The sequence below is a fragment of the Streptomyces sp. NBC_00353 genome, from assembly GCF_036108815.1.
GTDB lineage: Bacteria > Actinomycetota > Actinomycetes > Streptomycetales > Streptomycetaceae > Streptomyces.
Window position 1 is genome coordinate 211,179 of sequence record NZ_CP107985.1, and the last position, 16,182, is coordinate 227,360.

The 16,182-nt window shown below is 68.1% G+C and carries 12 protein-coding genes and 3 pseudogenes; 8 read left to right on the plus strand and 7 right to left on the minus strand.

The window, feature by feature from the left end:
• Nucleotides 1-39: 39 nt before the first annotated feature.
• From OHA88_RS00990 to OHA88_RS01000, 3 genes and pseudogenes are all read right to left on the minus strand, one after another.
• Entirely contained in the window at nt 40-822 is a 783-nt protein-coding gene (locus tag OHA88_RS00990) for a hypothetical protein (RefSeq protein WP_328623792.1), read from the minus strand.
• Nucleotides 823-919: 97 nt separating this feature from the next.
• Nucleotides 920-1,663 (minus strand): annotated as a pseudogene (locus tag OHA88_RS44380) (radical SAM protein); the annotation flags it as partial.
• A gap of 242 nt (nt 1,664-1,905) precedes the next feature.
• Nucleotides 1,906-2,511, minus strand: coding sequence for a hypothetical protein (locus OHA88_RS01000; protein ID WP_328623794.1), 606 nt, complete (start codon nt 2,509-2,511; stop codon nt 1,906-1,908).
• Nucleotides 2,512-2,881: 370 nt separating this feature from the next.
• Between OHA88_RS01000 and OHA88_RS01005 the strand changes: the two are divergent.
• A pseudogene (locus OHA88_RS01005) lies at nt 2,882-3,199 on the plus strand (transposase); the annotation flags it as partial.
• A 506-nt stretch (nt 3,200-3,705) separates the two neighbouring features.
• Here the strand turns inward: OHA88_RS01005 and OHA88_RS01010 are convergent.
• The 3 genes from OHA88_RS01010 to OHA88_RS01020 all read right to left on the minus strand — a co-directional run bounded on the left by OHA88_RS01010 (nt 3,706) and on the right by OHA88_RS01020 (nt 7,640).
• Nucleotides 3,706-5,787, minus strand: a complete 2,082-nt coding sequence (locus tag OHA88_RS01010) for an NPCBM/NEW2 domain-containing protein (RefSeq protein WP_328623795.1) — start codon at nt 5,785-5,787, stop codon at nt 3,706-3,708.
• Nucleotides 5,788-6,168: 381 nt separating this feature from the next.
• Nucleotides 6,169-6,318, minus strand: coding sequence for a hypothetical protein (locus OHA88_RS01015; protein ID WP_328623796.1), 150 nt, complete (start codon nt 6,316-6,318; stop codon nt 6,169-6,171).
• A gap of 41 nt (nt 6,319-6,359) precedes the next feature.
• A complete protein-coding gene (locus OHA88_RS01020) occupies nt 6,360-7,640 on the minus strand; it encodes an RNA-guided endonuclease InsQ/TnpB family protein (protein ID WP_443044144.1) in 1,281 nt (426 codons plus the stop codon).
• A gap of 23 nt (nt 7,641-7,663) precedes the next feature.
• Between OHA88_RS01020 and tnpA the strand changes: the two genes are divergently transcribed.
• The 7 genes and pseudogenes from tnpA (at nt 7,664) to OHA88_RS01055 (ending at nt 13,840) form a co-directional block, all read left to right on the plus strand.
• Nucleotides 7,664-8,092 carry an IS200/IS605 family transposase gene (gene tnpA, locus OHA88_RS01025; RefSeq protein WP_328623798.1) on the plus strand — a complete coding sequence of 143 codons (429 nt, stop codon included), beginning with the start codon at nt 7,664-7,666 and terminating at the stop codon, nt 8,090-8,092.
• A 364-nt stretch (nt 8,093-8,456) separates the two neighbouring features.
• Nucleotides 8,457-9,209: a response regulator transcription factor gene (locus OHA88_RS01030; RefSeq protein WP_328623799.1), complete on the plus strand. Its 753-nt coding sequence runs from the start codon at nt 8,457-8,459 to the stop codon at nt 9,207-9,209.
• Nucleotides 9,196-11,202, plus strand: coding sequence for a sensor histidine kinase (locus OHA88_RS01035; RefSeq protein WP_328623800.1), 2,007 nt, complete (start codon nt 9,196-9,198; stop codon nt 11,200-11,202). Before OHA88_RS01030 ends, OHA88_RS01035 begins: the two co-directional genes overlap by 14 nt.
• A 123-nt stretch (nt 11,203-11,325) precedes the next feature.
• Nucleotides 11,326-11,763: a hypothetical protein gene (locus tag OHA88_RS01040; RefSeq protein ID WP_328623801.1), complete on the plus strand. Its 438-nt coding sequence runs from the start codon at nt 11,326-11,328 to the stop codon at nt 11,761-11,763.
• Nucleotides 11,764-11,838: 75 nt separating this feature from the next.
• Nucleotides 11,839-12,474: a class F sortase gene (locus OHA88_RS01045; RefSeq protein ID WP_328623802.1), complete on the plus strand. Its 636-nt coding sequence runs from the start codon at nt 11,839-11,841 to the stop codon at nt 12,472-12,474.
• A 128-nt stretch (nt 12,475-12,602) separates the two neighbouring features.
• Nucleotides 12,603-12,800 (plus strand): annotated as a pseudogene (locus OHA88_RS01050) (sphingomyelin phosphodiesterase); the annotation flags it as partial.
• Nucleotides 12,801-13,093: 293 nt separating this feature from the next.
• Nucleotides 13,094-13,840: a phosphotransferase family protein gene (locus OHA88_RS01055; RefSeq protein ID WP_328623803.1), complete on the plus strand. Its 747-nt coding sequence runs from the start codon at nt 13,094-13,096 to the stop codon at nt 13,838-13,840.
• Between the two features lie 413 nt (nt 13,841-14,253).
• Here the strand turns inward: OHA88_RS01055 and OHA88_RS01060 are convergent, their stop codons facing one another.
• A complete protein-coding gene (locus tag OHA88_RS01060) occupies nt 14,254-15,063 on the minus strand; it encodes an SDR family NAD(P)-dependent oxidoreductase (RefSeq protein WP_328623804.1) in 810 nt (269 codons plus the stop codon).
• Between the last annotated feature and the right edge of the window lie 1,119 nt (nt 15,064-16,182).

A 16,182-nucleotide genomic window follows, 5' to 3' on the forward strand; every position in this document is an offset into this window, starting at 1 on the left:
TCCCCTGGTCTTCGTTGCCGGCAATGTGATGCTTGTGCGTCAGACGATGGGGAGGGAGACCATACGGCGCTCGCCGTCCGTGATGCCCCGCACGCGGTCCTTCAGCGCAACGAAGTCGTCCAGGATCTTCTGGTCCGAATCGGGGGACATGTAGTACATCATGTTGACGTACCAGTACCAGCCGAGCTCGGTGATGCGGTATTCGTCCGTGTCCTCGACGATGAGACCCTCGGCGATGAGGTTCCCCAGCTTGTCCTTGAACTCCTGCGGAATACGGTCCCATTCAAGGCGGCTCTTGGGTACGTAGCCGAAGAACGGGAGTCGGAAGACCAGGGACTTCTCGTAGGGGATGTCGTCGGCCTGGATCAGGTTCATCCTGAAGTCGCCGGTCTCCAGGAGGTTCTTGGTGTAGGTGGCCCGGTTCTCGTCGTTCGAGATCGTGTAGGCGCCGGTCTGCGAAACGGCAGAGTTGCCGAAACCGATGAGGTCGTCGTCGCTGTGGGACCAGAAGAAGCTGTTGTAGAGGTTGGTGTACGCCCGCGAGATGAAGGTCGGGTCGGGCTGCCGACCTTCGGGGATCCGGTAGAACCCGTTGCCGTTGTGCTGCTGGAAGCCGCAGGCGCGGATGTAGTGGTTGAGATAGATGGACATCGCCATCTTGTTCATGAAGCTGAGCGGCTTGAGGTTGTTCCGCACATATCCATGGTGCAGCGAGGCCTGCGTCACGATGTTGGTGATCGGGTAGAACTCGATCGTTTCGGTGCCCATGTCGACGGCCGACTGTATTTCCTTGCTGAACTGCTCGATGGTCTGGCCGTGCATGCCGTAGATGATGTCGAAGCTGGTGTAGTCGAAGTACTTGGAGCAGGGCGGCGGCTTCGTACGTCTGGTCCAGCGTCGCGGTGATGTTGAAGAGCTCCCGGTAGACCGGGTCGAACGTCTGCATGCCGAAGCGGGCCTTGTTCACTCCGATCTCCCGCATCGCCACGACCTTCTCCTCGTCGATGCTCTTCACCTCCATCTCGAAGGTGAACTCTTCGATCTGGGACATGTCGAAGTGATCGTGAATGGCCTTCCCGATGCGGCGAATCTGCGCCGGGGTCAGCGTGGTCGGCGTTCCTCCGCCGAAGAAGATGGCCTTGATCGGGCGGCACGTGACCGACTCGTACTGGGCCTTGATCTGGATTTCCTTGATCAGCGCCTGGACGTAGAGCTCGATCGCCTCGTCGCCGGTCGTGCCGAGACCTCGGTTCAGTGTGCAGAAGGAGCAGATGGTCTCGCAGAACGGGATATAGAAGAAGCATCCCGGACAACGCGCTGAACTAATTGCAGGAAAATGCACGAAACCAGAGTCGGCGACTTGGTGGAAGCCGATCCGCTGGATGTGGAAGTCGTTGATCTTGCCCCCCGTAATCCCGAGGCATGCTGCCAGAGCGCCATCGGCAGCGCAAGCATGGATGCAACAACTCGATGGACGTACAAGGAAGTTGGAGGTCAGACACGGCAGCTGTAGATCGTGATCTTTGCGGGTGGTGGTGTCACGTGGCGGCCGCGGTGAGCTCGTTCCACTGACGATGGCCGGCTCTCTCACTCCGAGCAGGCGGCGTGGAGCCCGGCCCGGCGCGAGACGTACGCGAACGTCCAAGACGGCCGCGACACTCATGGCTGGGCCGGCACCGCGCAAAACCGACACCGACCACCGTGCCGCCGCACAGCCACCGAAGGATCAGAAGCGCCGTTCAAACAAGGCGGGGTGTACCGCCCCATGACAGCCACGACGGCACCAGACACCGCTCCATGTCAGTGACTCCCCCGTGCTCAACACCCCACCAGCAGCAAAAAACAGCCTGGCCTGACATGCCGTCACTGACACCCACCCACCGACACCAAACCGGCACATCGCAGTCAGGCGCGTAGACCCGCTTGCCGCAGGCCGATCGCCGCCAGGTCGGCGATGACCTGTTTGTCGCCGCGCCGCCAAGCCTCTGCGAGGCCGCCGGGTGGCGTGGGCAGCGCTGCGAGTTCGCGCTGCGAGCCGGTGAGGACGCGCAGCGCGAGGAGGTCGGCGCCGCCCGGATCGGCGGCGAGGCGCCGGGTGACGGCGCTGCGGCGGATCCAGCGCAGGCGCGGGGGCAGCCACAGCAGCAGCACGAACACCACCGGGATGACGATCAGGGCGACCGTGGTCAGCATCGCCACGTGGCCCACCGTGTCCTGGAGCGAACGACCTGCGTCGGCCAGCCCGGTGCCGGCCTCGGCGGCGGACCTGAGCGGCTTCTTCAACTGACCTCCGACGAACGGCACCTTCGAGGCGGCGTCGCCCGCGTCGACGAGTCCGTCGGAGAGGCTGTTGCCGGCACTTTCCGCCTTGCGGCCCGGACCGGCCAGTCGCCCGATCGCGTCGTGCACGGCCAAGGCCAGCTTCACCGCGGCGTAGATCAGGGCCGCCGCGATCAGGTCTGCGAGGACCTGGCGGCTCCGACGTGCCGGGGTCTGGGCGTAGAGGCGCATGGGCGTGCTCCTTTTCCGGTAGGGCATCGGCGGGCGTCGGCTGCCCGCACGGCTACCCCGATCGGGAGGGCGGGACACCGGGCCACCGTCGGCCCATGGACCTTCAGAGATAGACCAGGCCCTGCTGCATTTTCGCGCGAAGGCGGTCGGCACCGTCAACCACACCCGTTCGCGAGCCTCATCTGATCCATGTGGGCCTCTCGGTGAGCCAGACCGCTCGACGCCGCCACGGCATCGGCGCCGCCCTGCGCCCCGGGGCCCGTCACCGCGGCCACCCGGATCGACGGTGCGCAGGTGACATGTCCGCGTGATCGAGGTTGTGCCGGTGCGCGACAGCAGGTGGTGATCCTTGCCCGGGCTCTCCAGCACCTTCCCGACCGCCGACCACCTCGCCGCCTGCGCCGGCCTCGCCCCGGCGACCCGCAGTTCCGGGTCCTCGATCCGCGGCGAACAGCCCTCCCGGAGGGGAAACGAACAGCTCAAACGGGCCTTCTTCCTCTTCGCGTTCGCTGCCTTGGGCGACCCGGCATCGCGGGCCTACTACGACAGGAAGATCAGCCAGGGCAAGCACCACACGCAGGCCCTGCTCTGCCTCGCCCGGCGCCGGGCAGATGTCCTTTTCGCGATGCTCCGAGACGGCACCTTCTACAAACCGCAGCCGGTCCGGGCCGTAGCTCCGTCGAGGTGATCTCCGAAGGGCAACGGACGAAGTTCAGGTCATAGCAGCCCGGCATTCGTGACGTCGCGCCGTTGGACGTGACCTTGTCGCCTTGCAGCACTTCCTAGCTGGAAGACTCATGAAGATCGCCAGCACCTTGAAGTGCAGGGCCCATCCGCCCTGCTCGGCAATGACGAACCGATCGCGGCCCGGCATCATGCAGATCATCGAGGTGACCGGGTATGCCGTGCGATCTGCTGTGATCACCATGAGGCGGACAGGGACGCCACTTGAATTCGTGATCTTCCCGATGCTGCATGTGGCGTCGCCGACGTTCTACTCCCAGGTCCGCATCAGGCTCAAGTCATCGAGGGCCCCGAACTCGTTGTGCTGCGGCGCGCCTGACGCCGTCCGCTCCCCATGCGGGCCGGCCCAACATCACGACGCCGTGGCATGTAACCGCGCCACGGCGTCTCAAAGTCTTGGCGAATCGGCCGCACCCAGGTGAGGTGTCACCTGGGTGCGGCCGAGCCGAATCAGCAGGTGGCGTTCAGACCGGCCCAGTTGGCGCGGTCGTTGTAGCCGCCGTCGCCGCCGTCGCCGACCACCAGGTCGAGCACGCGGACGCCGGTCAGGTCAATGTCGGCCTGGCGGGTGTCGTCGCGGGTCAGCACACCGCTGTCGAACAGCACCCGGCCGTCACCGATCACCTGGAAGGTCGACGTGCCGCCGTCCGGGCCGACGTTGCGCACCGCATCGTCGATGCCGACGGTCGCGGTCAGCCGGCTGCACTTGTCGCCGAGGTAGTAGCGGACCGCGGAGGGTGAGGCGACCCCGATACCGGTCGGGTGGACCTGGCCGAGCATGCTGATCGGCGACGAACCACCGACGCTCAGGTCGACCGTCGGGCTCATCCACCCGCTGGTGGCGCTGATCCACTTGTGGTGCGACAGTACGACGTCGCCGTCCGGCGCTGCCGGTGCGACGACTACCGCCGTGGCCGTCTCCTGCCGCAGGCGTCCCTTACCGATCACCTTGTACGACGTCTTGCCGGTCAGCGCGGTGCTGCCCGGCGCGGCGGTGGCCGGCAGGGTCACCGTGAAGGCGAAGGTCGCGGAATGGTTGGAGCGCAGCAGCTTCGGCGCTTTGCCGAGCGGACGGGCCGTCCAGCCGGCGGGCACCGTCAGCTCAACCTGCGGCGCGAAGACCGGCTGCGCACCGTCGTTACGGACGGTGACCTCGACCCGGGCCTGGTCGCCGCCGGCGACCAGCGGGGCGGCCCCGGCCGGCACCGCGTCGCCACCGACCTGCGTCACCTGCGGAAGGCCGGCGACGACGTGCGGGACACCGGGCTTGCCCGTGGCCGGGCCGACCCGGAACAGGGCCGCGCCGTGGGCCGGGACGGCGGCACTGATGGTGCCGGCGCTCTCGGTGACCCGGTTGGTCCAGGCGTTCTTCAGGGTGAACCGATCCCCGGACAGCCCGACCGACGACGCCTTCGTGGTCAGGGTCGTTGGGCTGTCGCCCCGGTTCAGCAGCATCACGGCACGGTCACCGTTGACCAGCCGCTTCACCCAGGTCTCCGTCGTACCGGCGGGGCCGACGCGGACGGCCTGGATGCCGGCGGTGTCCTGGTTGATCGCGAGTACATCGGGGTCCGCGAGAATGTCGAGCGAGGTCTGGCTGAGCTTACGGACGTCGCTGCCGATCAGCAGCGGCGCGGCCGCCACCGACCAGAGCGTCATCTGGGTACGGAACTCCTCGTCGGTCATCCCCAGCTCAGGTCCCAGGTAGTCCGGGTCGTTGAAGTGCCCCGGCCCGGCGGCCTCGGGGTGCCGCGCGTTCGCATCGTAGTTCCGCAGCACGTCCTTGAACTTGATCTCGCCGACGAAACCCACATCCGTGTACGTCCGCCAGGACTGCGCGATCGCCGGCGCGTAGGTCCAGGAGTGCGTCGACTGCTGCTCCTCCGGGTAGTTGCCCCAGTCCGGGGAGGTCACCGGGTTGCAGAGGTTGAAGATCATGGGGCGCCCGCTGGCGTTGTTCCGCAACGCCTGCGCGAACTCGGTGTAGACGGTCTTCGGGTCGAGGTCCGCGGCGATCCCGCAGAGGTAGTCCACCTTGACCGCGTCGAACTCCCAGGCGGCGAACTGGTCCGCGTCGCGCTGATAGTAGCCGTGGCTGCCGAGTCCGCACTTGCCCGGGATGTACGGGCCGGCGTCGGTGTAGATGCCGGCCTTCAGGCCCTTGGCGTGGATGTAGTCGACCAGCGGCTTCAGCCCGTTCGGAAATTGGTCGGGGTTGGCCACCAAGTCGCCGGCCGAGCTGCGTGGGGTCGGCGCCGCCCAATTGCCGTCGATCCAGACGTACTGGTAGCCGGCGTCGCGCAGACCGCTGCTGACCAAGAAGTCGGCTATTGACTTGACCTCGGCCTCGGTCGGATCGCCACCCAGCGCGTAGTAAGTGTTCCAGCCCATGTACGGCGTCGGGCTCAGCACCTGCTGAGGTGCTGGCGCCGTGACGGCGACAGTGCCGGCCGCCGGCCCGGCGTGGGCGGGTGCTGCCACGACCAGCAAGCCGGTCAGGAGGGCGAGGAGGACGGTGAGATGTCGTTTCACATCGGATCCTTCGATCAGGCGTGCCGACCCGGACTGGTCGTGAGTCTGAGGTACCGCTCCCTCGTGGAGGGTGCGGCGGTCGGCCTTCGGACCAGTCAATCCCCGCGCGCCTGCGGTCGGTTTCCAGGATCTTGCAGCGGTTACCGGCGCGTGTCAATAATAATTCCTAAATTACGAGTTACTAGTAGAGCTTCGTTAGGTACCCCAACTGCCGTCTGCCGGGTACCGCGTGAGCTTGTATCAGGTGTGACCCCTGAGGAGATGTGCGAGGTCCGTCCTCGCTTGAGGCATTCACGGCAGAGATGGTGGCGCCGTAGGAGCGCAGCATCGACCTGCTCGGGACTCTGAGCCGCGCAGCCGGGCCCGCAGCCGCTCAGGGCGTTAGCGCCGGAATGCGCCGCAACCCCCTGCCAGCACGCTCGCCACGGTGAGCAGACTGCCAGCGAGCGCCAGTACGCCGGGCCAGCCGGCGTGCGACCACGCCGTACTGCCGAGGTTTCCGAACATCGACGAGCCGATGTAGAAGGACACGAGTTGAAGTGCTCTCCTGGCTGAAGCCGGGAGATTCCTGCTTACCTTGCGGCAGCGGGCTTGACGCGCTTCGCGCGCCTGACGACTGCCCTCCCGGCAGCCGGGATGAGCGCGAGGCCCATGCGGTACAGGTGCAAGATGTTCCGGGCTGCGTTGTGGTCGGCGTTGCCCGACCAGCCGCAGTCCGGGTTCTTGCACACGAACACGGCCTGGTCCTCCCGGTTGCCGGGCGTGGTGAAGCCGCACGCTGAGCAGCGTTGGGAGGTGCCGGGGGCGGGGACCTTGTGCAGGGTGCCGCCGAGCTGGGCGGTCTTGTACGTCAGCATGGTGACCGTCCGGCCCCATGCCTCCCCGCTGATGGAGCGGTTCAGCCCAGACTTCTGGGCAACGTTCTTCCCCGGCTCCTCGATGGTTCCCCTGGCTGACTTGACCATGTTCGTGATGGTGAGTGCTTCGACCACTACGGTGCCGTACCGCTTAGCGATGACGGTGGTCGTCTGGTGCTGCCAGTCCAGGGCCCGGCGCTTGGCTTTCGCGCGCAGTCCTGCGATCTGGTCGTAGGTGCGGTGCAGCCGGCGGCTGGTGCGCTCGCCGGGCTTGCGGTGCCGCTTACGCTGCGCGGCGCGCTGCTCCAGGTGCAGAAGCCTGGCCTTCTCCTTGCCGGTCAGCCATTCGCCGTGCTCGTACGTTTCGCCGTCCGAGAGGGCCAGCGGCACGGTGACACCCACGTCGATGCCGACGTCCGGCCCCCGGTGAGGCTCGGGCCTGACCTCCAAGGTCTGAACACGGAAGGCGATGTGCCAGCCGAGCGCGTCCTTGACCAGCCGTGCCCCGGTGATCCGGTTCTCCGCGCCTGCACGCTTGCCGACCGGAAGGTCTCGGGTCCACCGGAAGCGGACCCGGCCCACCTTGGGAATGCTGACCACGCCCCAGCGGCGGTGCACACGGACGACGTTCAGGTCCCGGCCCTGCGGGATGTCCACCGACATCACCGTGCGGAAGCGGCCCTTGAAGTTCGGGGCGTCGGCGCGACCCTCCCAGCAGTTCTTCCACGCCTGGAAGTACGTCTTCAGCACGGCCTGCGCGGCCTGGGCCGGCAGCACGGCGAGGAAGTCAATGTCCTTACGTGCCTGACGGATCGCTTCATCCGCGTTCGCGAGCGTCCGCCTCTCCTTCGGCATCATCCGCCACCACGCGTGGAGAAGATTCCACATCGTGCGGGCCGCGTGCGCCTGATCATCCGCCGTGCGAATCCCAGCAGGAGACAGCGAAAGCCGGGCACGGTGCCCGAACTGCCGCTTTACCAGGGTGCCTTGACTCACAACCGAGAGCATAGCATTGGTCTATGTCACCGCGCTGGAAACCCAATCCCGATGTGCGCACCGGACGTCACGTCGTCTACAACCTGCACGTTCACTTGGTTTTTGTCACGAAGTACCGGCGGAAGGCGTTCACCGACGCCATGCTGACCCGCACCGAAGAGATCATGCGGGAGGTCTGCGCCGACTTCGAGGCCGAGCTTAAACAGTTCAACGGCGAGCAGGACCACGTCCACCTGCTCGTGCACTACCCGCCCAAGGTCCAGCTCTCCAAGCTGGTCAACTCCCTCAAGGGCGTCAGCTCCCGCAGGCTCCGCCAGGAGTACGACAGCCACGTCCGCCGGTACCTGTGGGGCGGACACTTCTGGTCCGGCTCCTACTTCGCAGGATCATGCGGCGGGGCACCCCTGACCGTCGTAAAGCAGTACATCGAAAACCAGCAGCGTCCCATCTGACCGTCACCCCGCAGCCGCAGAGCACTCCGGCGCTGCGCGCCTCCGGGCCAAGGATGGCCTTCACCCCCGCCCTGAAGGGCGGAGCACTGGCCAAGAACAGAGGTAGAAGGACGCGGCCTGGCCGGTGCTGATGTCGGCGGCGCGGGCCGTTACCCAACCGCTCGCGAGTCCGTGGATGATGAAGAATCCGATCACCAGGACGCTCAGGCCGCCCACGACGAACACGAGTGCGTCAACCGACATGAGGGCGACTCCGGCCAGGGCGAGCACACACCCCAGCGGCAAGACGGCACGCCGGCCGAGCCGGTCTGCCGCGCGGGCTCGCCCACCGGACCGCACCCCGCACTCGCCTACGATCGACCTCGTGTGCGCAAACGTGATAGTCGCCGAAGACGACGAGAAGCAGGCCGAACTCGTACGCCGTTACCTCGAACACGAGGGCCACGCGGTCACGGTCGTCGGGGACGGGCTCGCCGCGCTCGACGAGGTGCGGCACAAAGACAAAGAGCCCGACCTGCTTGTTCTCGATGTGATGATGGAGCGGGCGGACGGTCTGGACGTGCTGCGTGTGCTGCGTGCCGAGCGCCGGGAACTGCCCGTCCTGATGCTGACGGCCCGCACCACCGAGGACGATCTGCTGCTCGGCCTCGACCTCGGCGCCGACGACTACATGACCAAGCCGTACAGCCCGCGTGAGCTGATGGCCCGGGTCCGTACGCTCCTGCGCCGCACCCGCCGGACACCGGATGTGCCCCCCGCCACCGGCGCCACCGGCGCCACCGACGAGGTGCTGTCCGTGGGCGCGCTCCGGGTCGACCCCGTCCGGTACGAGGTGTCGGTCGACGGGGCGTACGTGGAGTGCACCCCCGGCGAGTTCCGTATCCTCGCCGCGATGGCCGCCGAACCCGAGCGGGTCTTCAGCAGACAGCGGCTCCTGGAGGAACTGCACGGCTTCGACCGGTACATCAGCAACCGCACGGTCGACGTGCACATCATGAACCTGCGCAAGAAGATCGAGCCCGCGCCGCGCAAGCCGACCCGGCTGCTCACCGTCTTCGGTGTGGGTTACAAGCTGACCGACCCGGCCGCCAAGAGGGCGCCGCGTGCCTCGTCGTAGCCGGAAGGACCGGCGTGGCCGGCCGTGGGACCCGCAGCGGCTGCCGCTCCGCAAGAGCCTGCTCGGACGGCTGCTTGCCGTATCGGTGCTGGTGGCGGCCTGTTCGGTGGCGGCCACCGCATGGCTCGCCGTCCAGACCACCTCCGGCGCGATCAAACAGGAGCAGGGCCAGAACCTGACCGCCGACGCCCGGATCTACAACGAACTGCTCGGCTTCGCGGCGGGCCACCCCCGATGGGACGACGTCGGGGCGACGGTGCGTGATCTGGCCCGCCAGTCGGATCGCCGGATCGCACTGACCACCCAGAACCGGGAGGTCATCGTCGACTCCGCGGCCGGGTCCTCGCCGCCGGCGTTGCCCACGCAGGCCTCCGCGATCGTCGACCCGCTGTCCGTGGACACCGCGCTCGCGGCGCAGACCACCGGTACGAGCGACACAGCGGCCGACCGCGTCGACCCGCGGGCCGTCGGGCCGTTCCGGTTGCCGACGGCGGAACGTACGCAGTTGCGCCGAGCCGCCGACGAAGTCGTGTCGTGTCTCAATGATGTAGGGATCGCCTCGGACGTCGTCGAGGGGCCCAGCGGGCGCCCTCGCATCCAGATCGTGGGCAACGATCCCGACCGCATCCTGGGCACCAGATGCAGCACCGACGCACTGGACGAGCCCACCAGGACCGAGAAGAAGGCGCTCGGCACGCTCAACAAGCTGGCCAATGCCTGTCTGGACCGCCAGGGCCGGATGGTCGTCGACCTGCGGCTGGACCTCTCCTGGGACCAGGGAAGCAAGCCTGAGCCGAGCGCGGCACCGGTCCGCCGGTCCTCCGCCCCCACACCCGTACCGGCCGTCCGGAGCAGTGACGCCGACCGGGCCATCGCGTCGTGCGTGGGCACCGCCCGCCACGAGCAGTTGAGCTCGTATGTCGCCTCGCCCGCGCTGCTGTTCATCGGGGACGCGAACGGCGCCACCGTGCCCGGTTTCGACCTCTCACCGGCGAACACTGCTCGGATCGCAGGCGTCGCCGCCCTCGTCCTCGCCCTCACCGTCGGTGCTTCGGTGCTGGCCGGGGCCCGGCTCGTACGTCCGCTGCGGGCGCTCACGGGGGCCGCCCAGCGGATGCGGGACGGTGAGGAATCGGCGGCCGTACTGGTCGCCGATGACAACGAGATCGGGCGCCTGGCCGCAGCCTTCAACGACATGACGGCGCACCGTGCGCGCCTCGAGGAACAGCGGAAGATGATGGTCAGCGATGTCGCCCACGAGCTGCGTACCCCGCTGAGCAACATCCGCGGCTGGCTGGAGGCCGCACAGGACGGCCTGGCCGACCCCGAGCCGGCGTTCATCTCCTCGCTCCTGGAGGAAGCGGTCCAGCTGCAACACATCATCGACGACCTCCAGGACCTGGCCGCGGCCGACGCGGGCGCGCTGCGTCTGCACCCGGAGCCGGTACGGATCCTCGACCTCTTCGGACAGATCACCGCGGCGCACCGGGCCCGGGCCGAAACGGCCGGTGTCACCCTGACGGTACGCAAGCCGGCGCCCGGATCCCCGTCCCCCGAACTGACCGCCGACCCGGTGCGACTGCGGCAGGCCATCGACAACCTGGTGTCCAACGCGGTGCGTCACACGCCGTCGGGGGGACGCGTGACCCTGTGCGCGTACGGCACCGAGTCGGGTGACGAGGTGGTCGTGGACGTCGCCGACACGGGAACCGGTATCTCGGCCGAGGACCTCCCGTACGTCTTCGACCGCTTCTGGCGAGCCGAGAAATCCCGGACCCGCCGCACCGGCGGCAGCGGTCTCGGCCTGGCGATCGTCAGGAAGCTCGCCGAGGCGCATGGTGGCGGCGCGAGCGCGGTGAGTACGCAAGGGGAAGGCTCGGTCTTCACGCTACGGCTGCCGGCAGGCCGGCCAGCGAGCGAGCCGGTGCAGGTCCCGGGCCGGCGACCAGAGGGCGCGGACCGTCGGGGATCGTCCGCCGGTCATCCGGGCTGATGCGATGACCACAGCGCTCTGACAGCTTCTTCACAAGGTCCCGCCAGGCTGACGGCATGTCCGGCGCCTGGTGCGAATCGGCGTCCAGGCACCACCAAAGCCGGGCTGGAACTGGAGCCACGTATGTCCCACCGTCCCCGAATGTCCTTGCGCACCGCCGTCCTGACCGCTGTCGCGGCGGGCGCGGTACTCGTCCCGTCGGCCACGGCCGTCGCATCGGTCGCCTCCGACGCAAAGCCCAAGCCATCGGTGGCCGCCACCGAGCGGACCCCGGCGCCCACCAGGGGAACCGATGCGAGCAAGCCCACCCGGGGCGAGGCGCCGTCGGCGGCACCCCGTGGCGGCGTGGCCGCGGGCGACCGGCCCAGCGCGGTCCCGGCCCGTCCCTCGAAGCGCGACTCCGCCGAGCCCCGTGGCGGCGTGGCCGCGGGCGAGCGCCCGTTGGGACCGACGAGCGACAACACCACTGCCCTCGCGGGCTCGGCCGCTGCCGCGTTCGTCCTGGCGGGCGCGGGCACCCTCGTACTGCGCCGCCGCGCGGCCGCGCACCGCAACGGCTGACCACCAGCAGTGGCGCCGCCCCTCAGGGCGGCGCCACTGCCTGTTCCCGCACCACCTCTCCGCACTGGAACCCACATGCCCCGTACGCACCACCGGCTGCGGCGATCCGCCGCACACCCGACGCACGTCTGCCTTGCCCTCGTCCTCGCTCTCGCCCCACTCACCGGCTGCATGACCCACGCCGCGGAGGAACCAGCCCACGCCCCCTCGCACCGCTCCGCCACCACGCCGCCGTCCGGCTCCTCCGTCACCCCCAGGGCCGAACAACCCGCGGCTCCCACCCAAGTGGCCATCCCCTCGATCGGCGTGACGAGTTCCCTGATACGACTCGGCCTCAACGCGGACGGCACCGTAGAAGTCCCGCCGGCGGAGAAGGGCATGACAGCAGGGTGGTACACGGGAGGCGCGATCCCCGGCGAGCGCGGAGCAGCCGTGGTCATCGGGCACAACGACACCCGATTCGGCAGGGCCGTCTTCCACGATCTGAAGAAGATCGGCAAGGGCGCGGACATCGTCATCCGCAACGAGCGAGGTCAGGTGGCCCACTTCACCGTCACCGGCACGGAATCCGTGAGCAAGAAGGCGTTCCCCACGAAGAAGGTGTACGGCGCGACCGACGACCGCGTCCTCCGCCTCATCACCTGCGACGGCGCATTCGACGCTCAGGGCCACCCGGTGGACAACCTCATCGTCTACGCGACGCTGCGCTGAGGCACCTCCACAGCCGTTGGTACGCCGATGGAAGGACTCCCGACATCCAACTTCTGCCCGTGAGTAACTCCTGCTGATGTGATGTGTGTTGCCTGTTCCACACCTCATCAGCAGAAGCAGGAGACCCCGTGCCGCTCACCGCGCTCCGTCGCACCTCCGGCGTGGCTCTGACCGCCGCGCTCGTCGCCGTCACGCCGGCCGCCAACACGCCGCGCGCATCGGCGGCGGACACCCCGTCGCTGCGGGTTCTGACGTACAACACGTTCCTGATGAGCAAGAACCTGTACCCGAACTGGGGTCAGGACCACCGGGCGGCGGAGATACCGGCTGTGGTGTCCCCGGTGCGTATCACGGTGGCCCGGGTCCGGACGTGCTGTTTCAGACTCATATCGCCCCCTCTGTGTGCTTGTTATTGCGTGTGGGGGTGGACGAATCATGTACCCGATTCGTCGCAAAAGTAGGCCGAGGCTTAGGACTCCTAACAAAAGTGGTGGGCTTTGACCTGGTCAGAGGTCGGTGTCGTGCACGAGACCGCCGGGTATCGGGACGTGGTCAGCCGTGTAATCGCACGCGATAAACCCGGCGACGTCGGCGATCATCCCCGGGATACTGGTCGCCCATGGATGAGGTCGAAGTCGTTGTCGCCCATTCCGAGCGCGCGACCCTGCGCGTCGGCGACGTGTTCCTGAAGGTGGACGCCGATCAGGCACGCATCGACGTCGAGGTCGATGCGATGTCCCTCGCGCCGGTCCCGACCCCGGAGGTCCTGTGGCGCAAGCCGCCCGTGCTCGCCATCGCCGCACTCCCGGGGACGACGCTTGGGCGCCTCGGCGGGCCGTCGACCGGGTCGTCGGCGGCGTGGGCCGCGGCGGGCGCCGCCATCCGGAAGCTGCACGACGCGCCGCTGCCGCCCCGGCCCGGCCGGGCCGGCCGGAGCATCGTCGCGCTGGCGGCGGAACTCGACGACGAGTGCGAGTTGCTCGTGACGAACGGCCTCCTGCCCGCTGACCTGGTCACCCGCAACCGCCAGGTCGCCGAGGCCGCGCTCCGGCCGTGGACTCCGGCGTTCACGCACGGCGACCTGCAGATCGCGCACGTCTTCGTCGACGGCGACGAGGTCACGGGCGTCATCGACTGGTCCGAGGCGGGCCAGGGTGATGCCCTGTACGACCTCGCCACCTTCACGCTCGGACACGAGGAGCACCTCGACGACGTCATCGCCGGCTATGGCACCGACATCGACCTCGACGTGATCCACGCGTGGTGGTCGTTGCGAAGCCTGCTGGCAGTTCGCTGGCTGATCGAGCACGGCTTCGACCCGTTCGCGCCGGGCTGTGAGGTCGACGTGCTGAGATCCCGGATGTGAGGCTGCGCGGGCCCGACTGCTACGAATGCGTTCTGACGCATCGAGCAGGCCATCCCCTGGGGCGCATCGCCTGCCCTTACTCTCGACAAAGTGCGGTGCGCAGTCGTCGCCAGCAGATGGCGGCGCAGCCAAGGGCGACGAACGCGTGGTGGATGTCGTCGCGGATCTCCCAGCGGATGCGCAGGCGGCGGAACCAGTCCGGATGCCGCCGCGCCGTCTACGACGCGATCTGGGCGCGTTGCGGCGCCCGGTAGGCCGGGAGATTGGCCACGTAGTCAAGGGCTGTCCCGTAATCCCTGGCGGGCACACGACGACAGCTCCGCTGAGGCCGGGGGCTTGCTGACGGGGCACGCGCTGAGTTCTTGTCGATCCATTCCCGGAGAGGAACATTGGTGGTGTCGTCGACAGAGGGGTCATCCACTGCGGGGCTCGGTGTAGCGGTCGGCGATGATGCCGCGGAGCCCTGCGGCGTCCCGCAACCGCTCCTGGCGAGACGTGACGTCCTGCAGTATTGCCGTGTCGGGAAGCGTGGGTATGGAGACGAGTTCGCCGAGGTCCAGACCTACGAGCGCGGCGCGGACGAAGTCGTCCGCATCGACGAACGACTCCTGCGGGAATGCAGAGGACTCCATGCCGGCGGCGTCGAAGAACTCCGTGCGGACGGGGCCGGGCAGCACCACCTGGACGCGGATTCCGCTGCCCTCGACCTCGTGTTGCAGTCCACGCGAGAAGAGCAGGTCGTACGCCTTGGAGGCGCCGTAGGCTGCGCCGTTGGGCGGGACTTTGAACGCGCCGATCGACGACACGTTGATCAAAGTGCCGGAGTCGCGCTTGGAGAAGGAGAGTAGCGCCGCGCGGGACAGGCGGGTCAGCGCCAGCACGTTCACCGCGACGACGTGGTTGAGCGTCGCGGGCTCGATCTGGAGCACCGGGCCCAGTCCGCCTAGACCCGCCGCGTTCACGACCACGGCAAGGGTGTCGTGGTCGATGACCACCTTCTCGACCCTTGCCAAGCCGGCCTCCTCAGCCAGGTCGGCGGCGAGCACGGTGGCCTTGAGTCCCGTGTCCCGGTGGATGGTTTCAGCGAGTTCGGCCAGCCTGTCCGCGCGGCGGGCAACCAGGATTGGCGCGTACCCGCGCCGGGCCAGCTGCTCGGCGTAGGAGCATCCGATCCCTGAGGACGCGCCTGTGATCAGTGCGGCCGGTGCGTAGGTCGTAGTCATGGGAGCCTTCCAAATGGTGAGCAGCAGCCTGCCGCCCCGGAGAGGACTAACCGTCCGCGTCCGGTCGGCGCGCGGGCCGGGCCGTCTGGCCAGCGACAGATGAGTCTGTGTGTCATCTGCGGCATCCACTGAGCCGTACCTCGCCTTTGAGGCTACGGCCCTTCGGCCGCGCTGTCCGTCGGGGCCGGCAGCGGACGCCGGGCGGCGGGAGGGGACCACCGGGCCGAGCACGATCAGCACGCCGATCAGGGATCCGTACCCGGTCCAGGAGTGGCCCCGCCATTCGTCGAGTGGAGACCGGCTTACGGTGCGTCCGAGCCCCTTGTTTTGTCCTGTGCGCTCACCGTGGAAAAGGTGGGGCTGAGGACCGATTTCACGCGCCCAGCCTATTAAGGCTGCCGTGGACTATGAACGGAGCGATCATGTCCGACACGGGGACCCGGCAGTCGGGCACTTCCCCCAGGTCGAGGCCCCCGAGATCGTTGGCCCGCTCCTCACCGGCTGGCTCAGCGACCACGCGTAAGACTTGCCGCACGGAGAAGTTCCCCTGACGCCGACCCGGACCGGTCCCGAACAGCACGACATATGAGCTCACGCCTACGACCGCACCGGCACCCAGTCGTCGACCACCGGGGCGGGTCAGGCACTCCATCTGCGACCCGCCCCTCGCAAGGCACGCCCAACCAAGATGTCTCATATCAGTTGGCGGACCCCACGAAGCGTCCTGCCTGCTTCACCTTGCCCATCCACACCCCGGGCGGGCCCCGGCCTCTTCCTGCGCCTGATCCAGGTTCTTTTCCCCCCGGGGCCGACGGCCGTCGCCGACCGCGACCTGGCGCAGGTAGTAACGGTACTCGGAGCCCGTGCTCACTTGCCTGAACGTCATCATGCAACCCAGCCCACCCCCTTAAGGGCCTGTCCGGCGGATCGGCTCCCTTCATCGGCCCGATCGGGCTGCGCCGACGCAGTCGCCCTCACCCGCTGGTCAGCACGCGCCGGCGCAGTGACCTACCCGATCAACTCCGCCAACCACCTATGAGACGCCGCGAGTTCATCCGCCCTCATACTGGCGGCGGACCACCAGAGCGCACCGCCCGTCCAGACACCTGACAAAGCCCT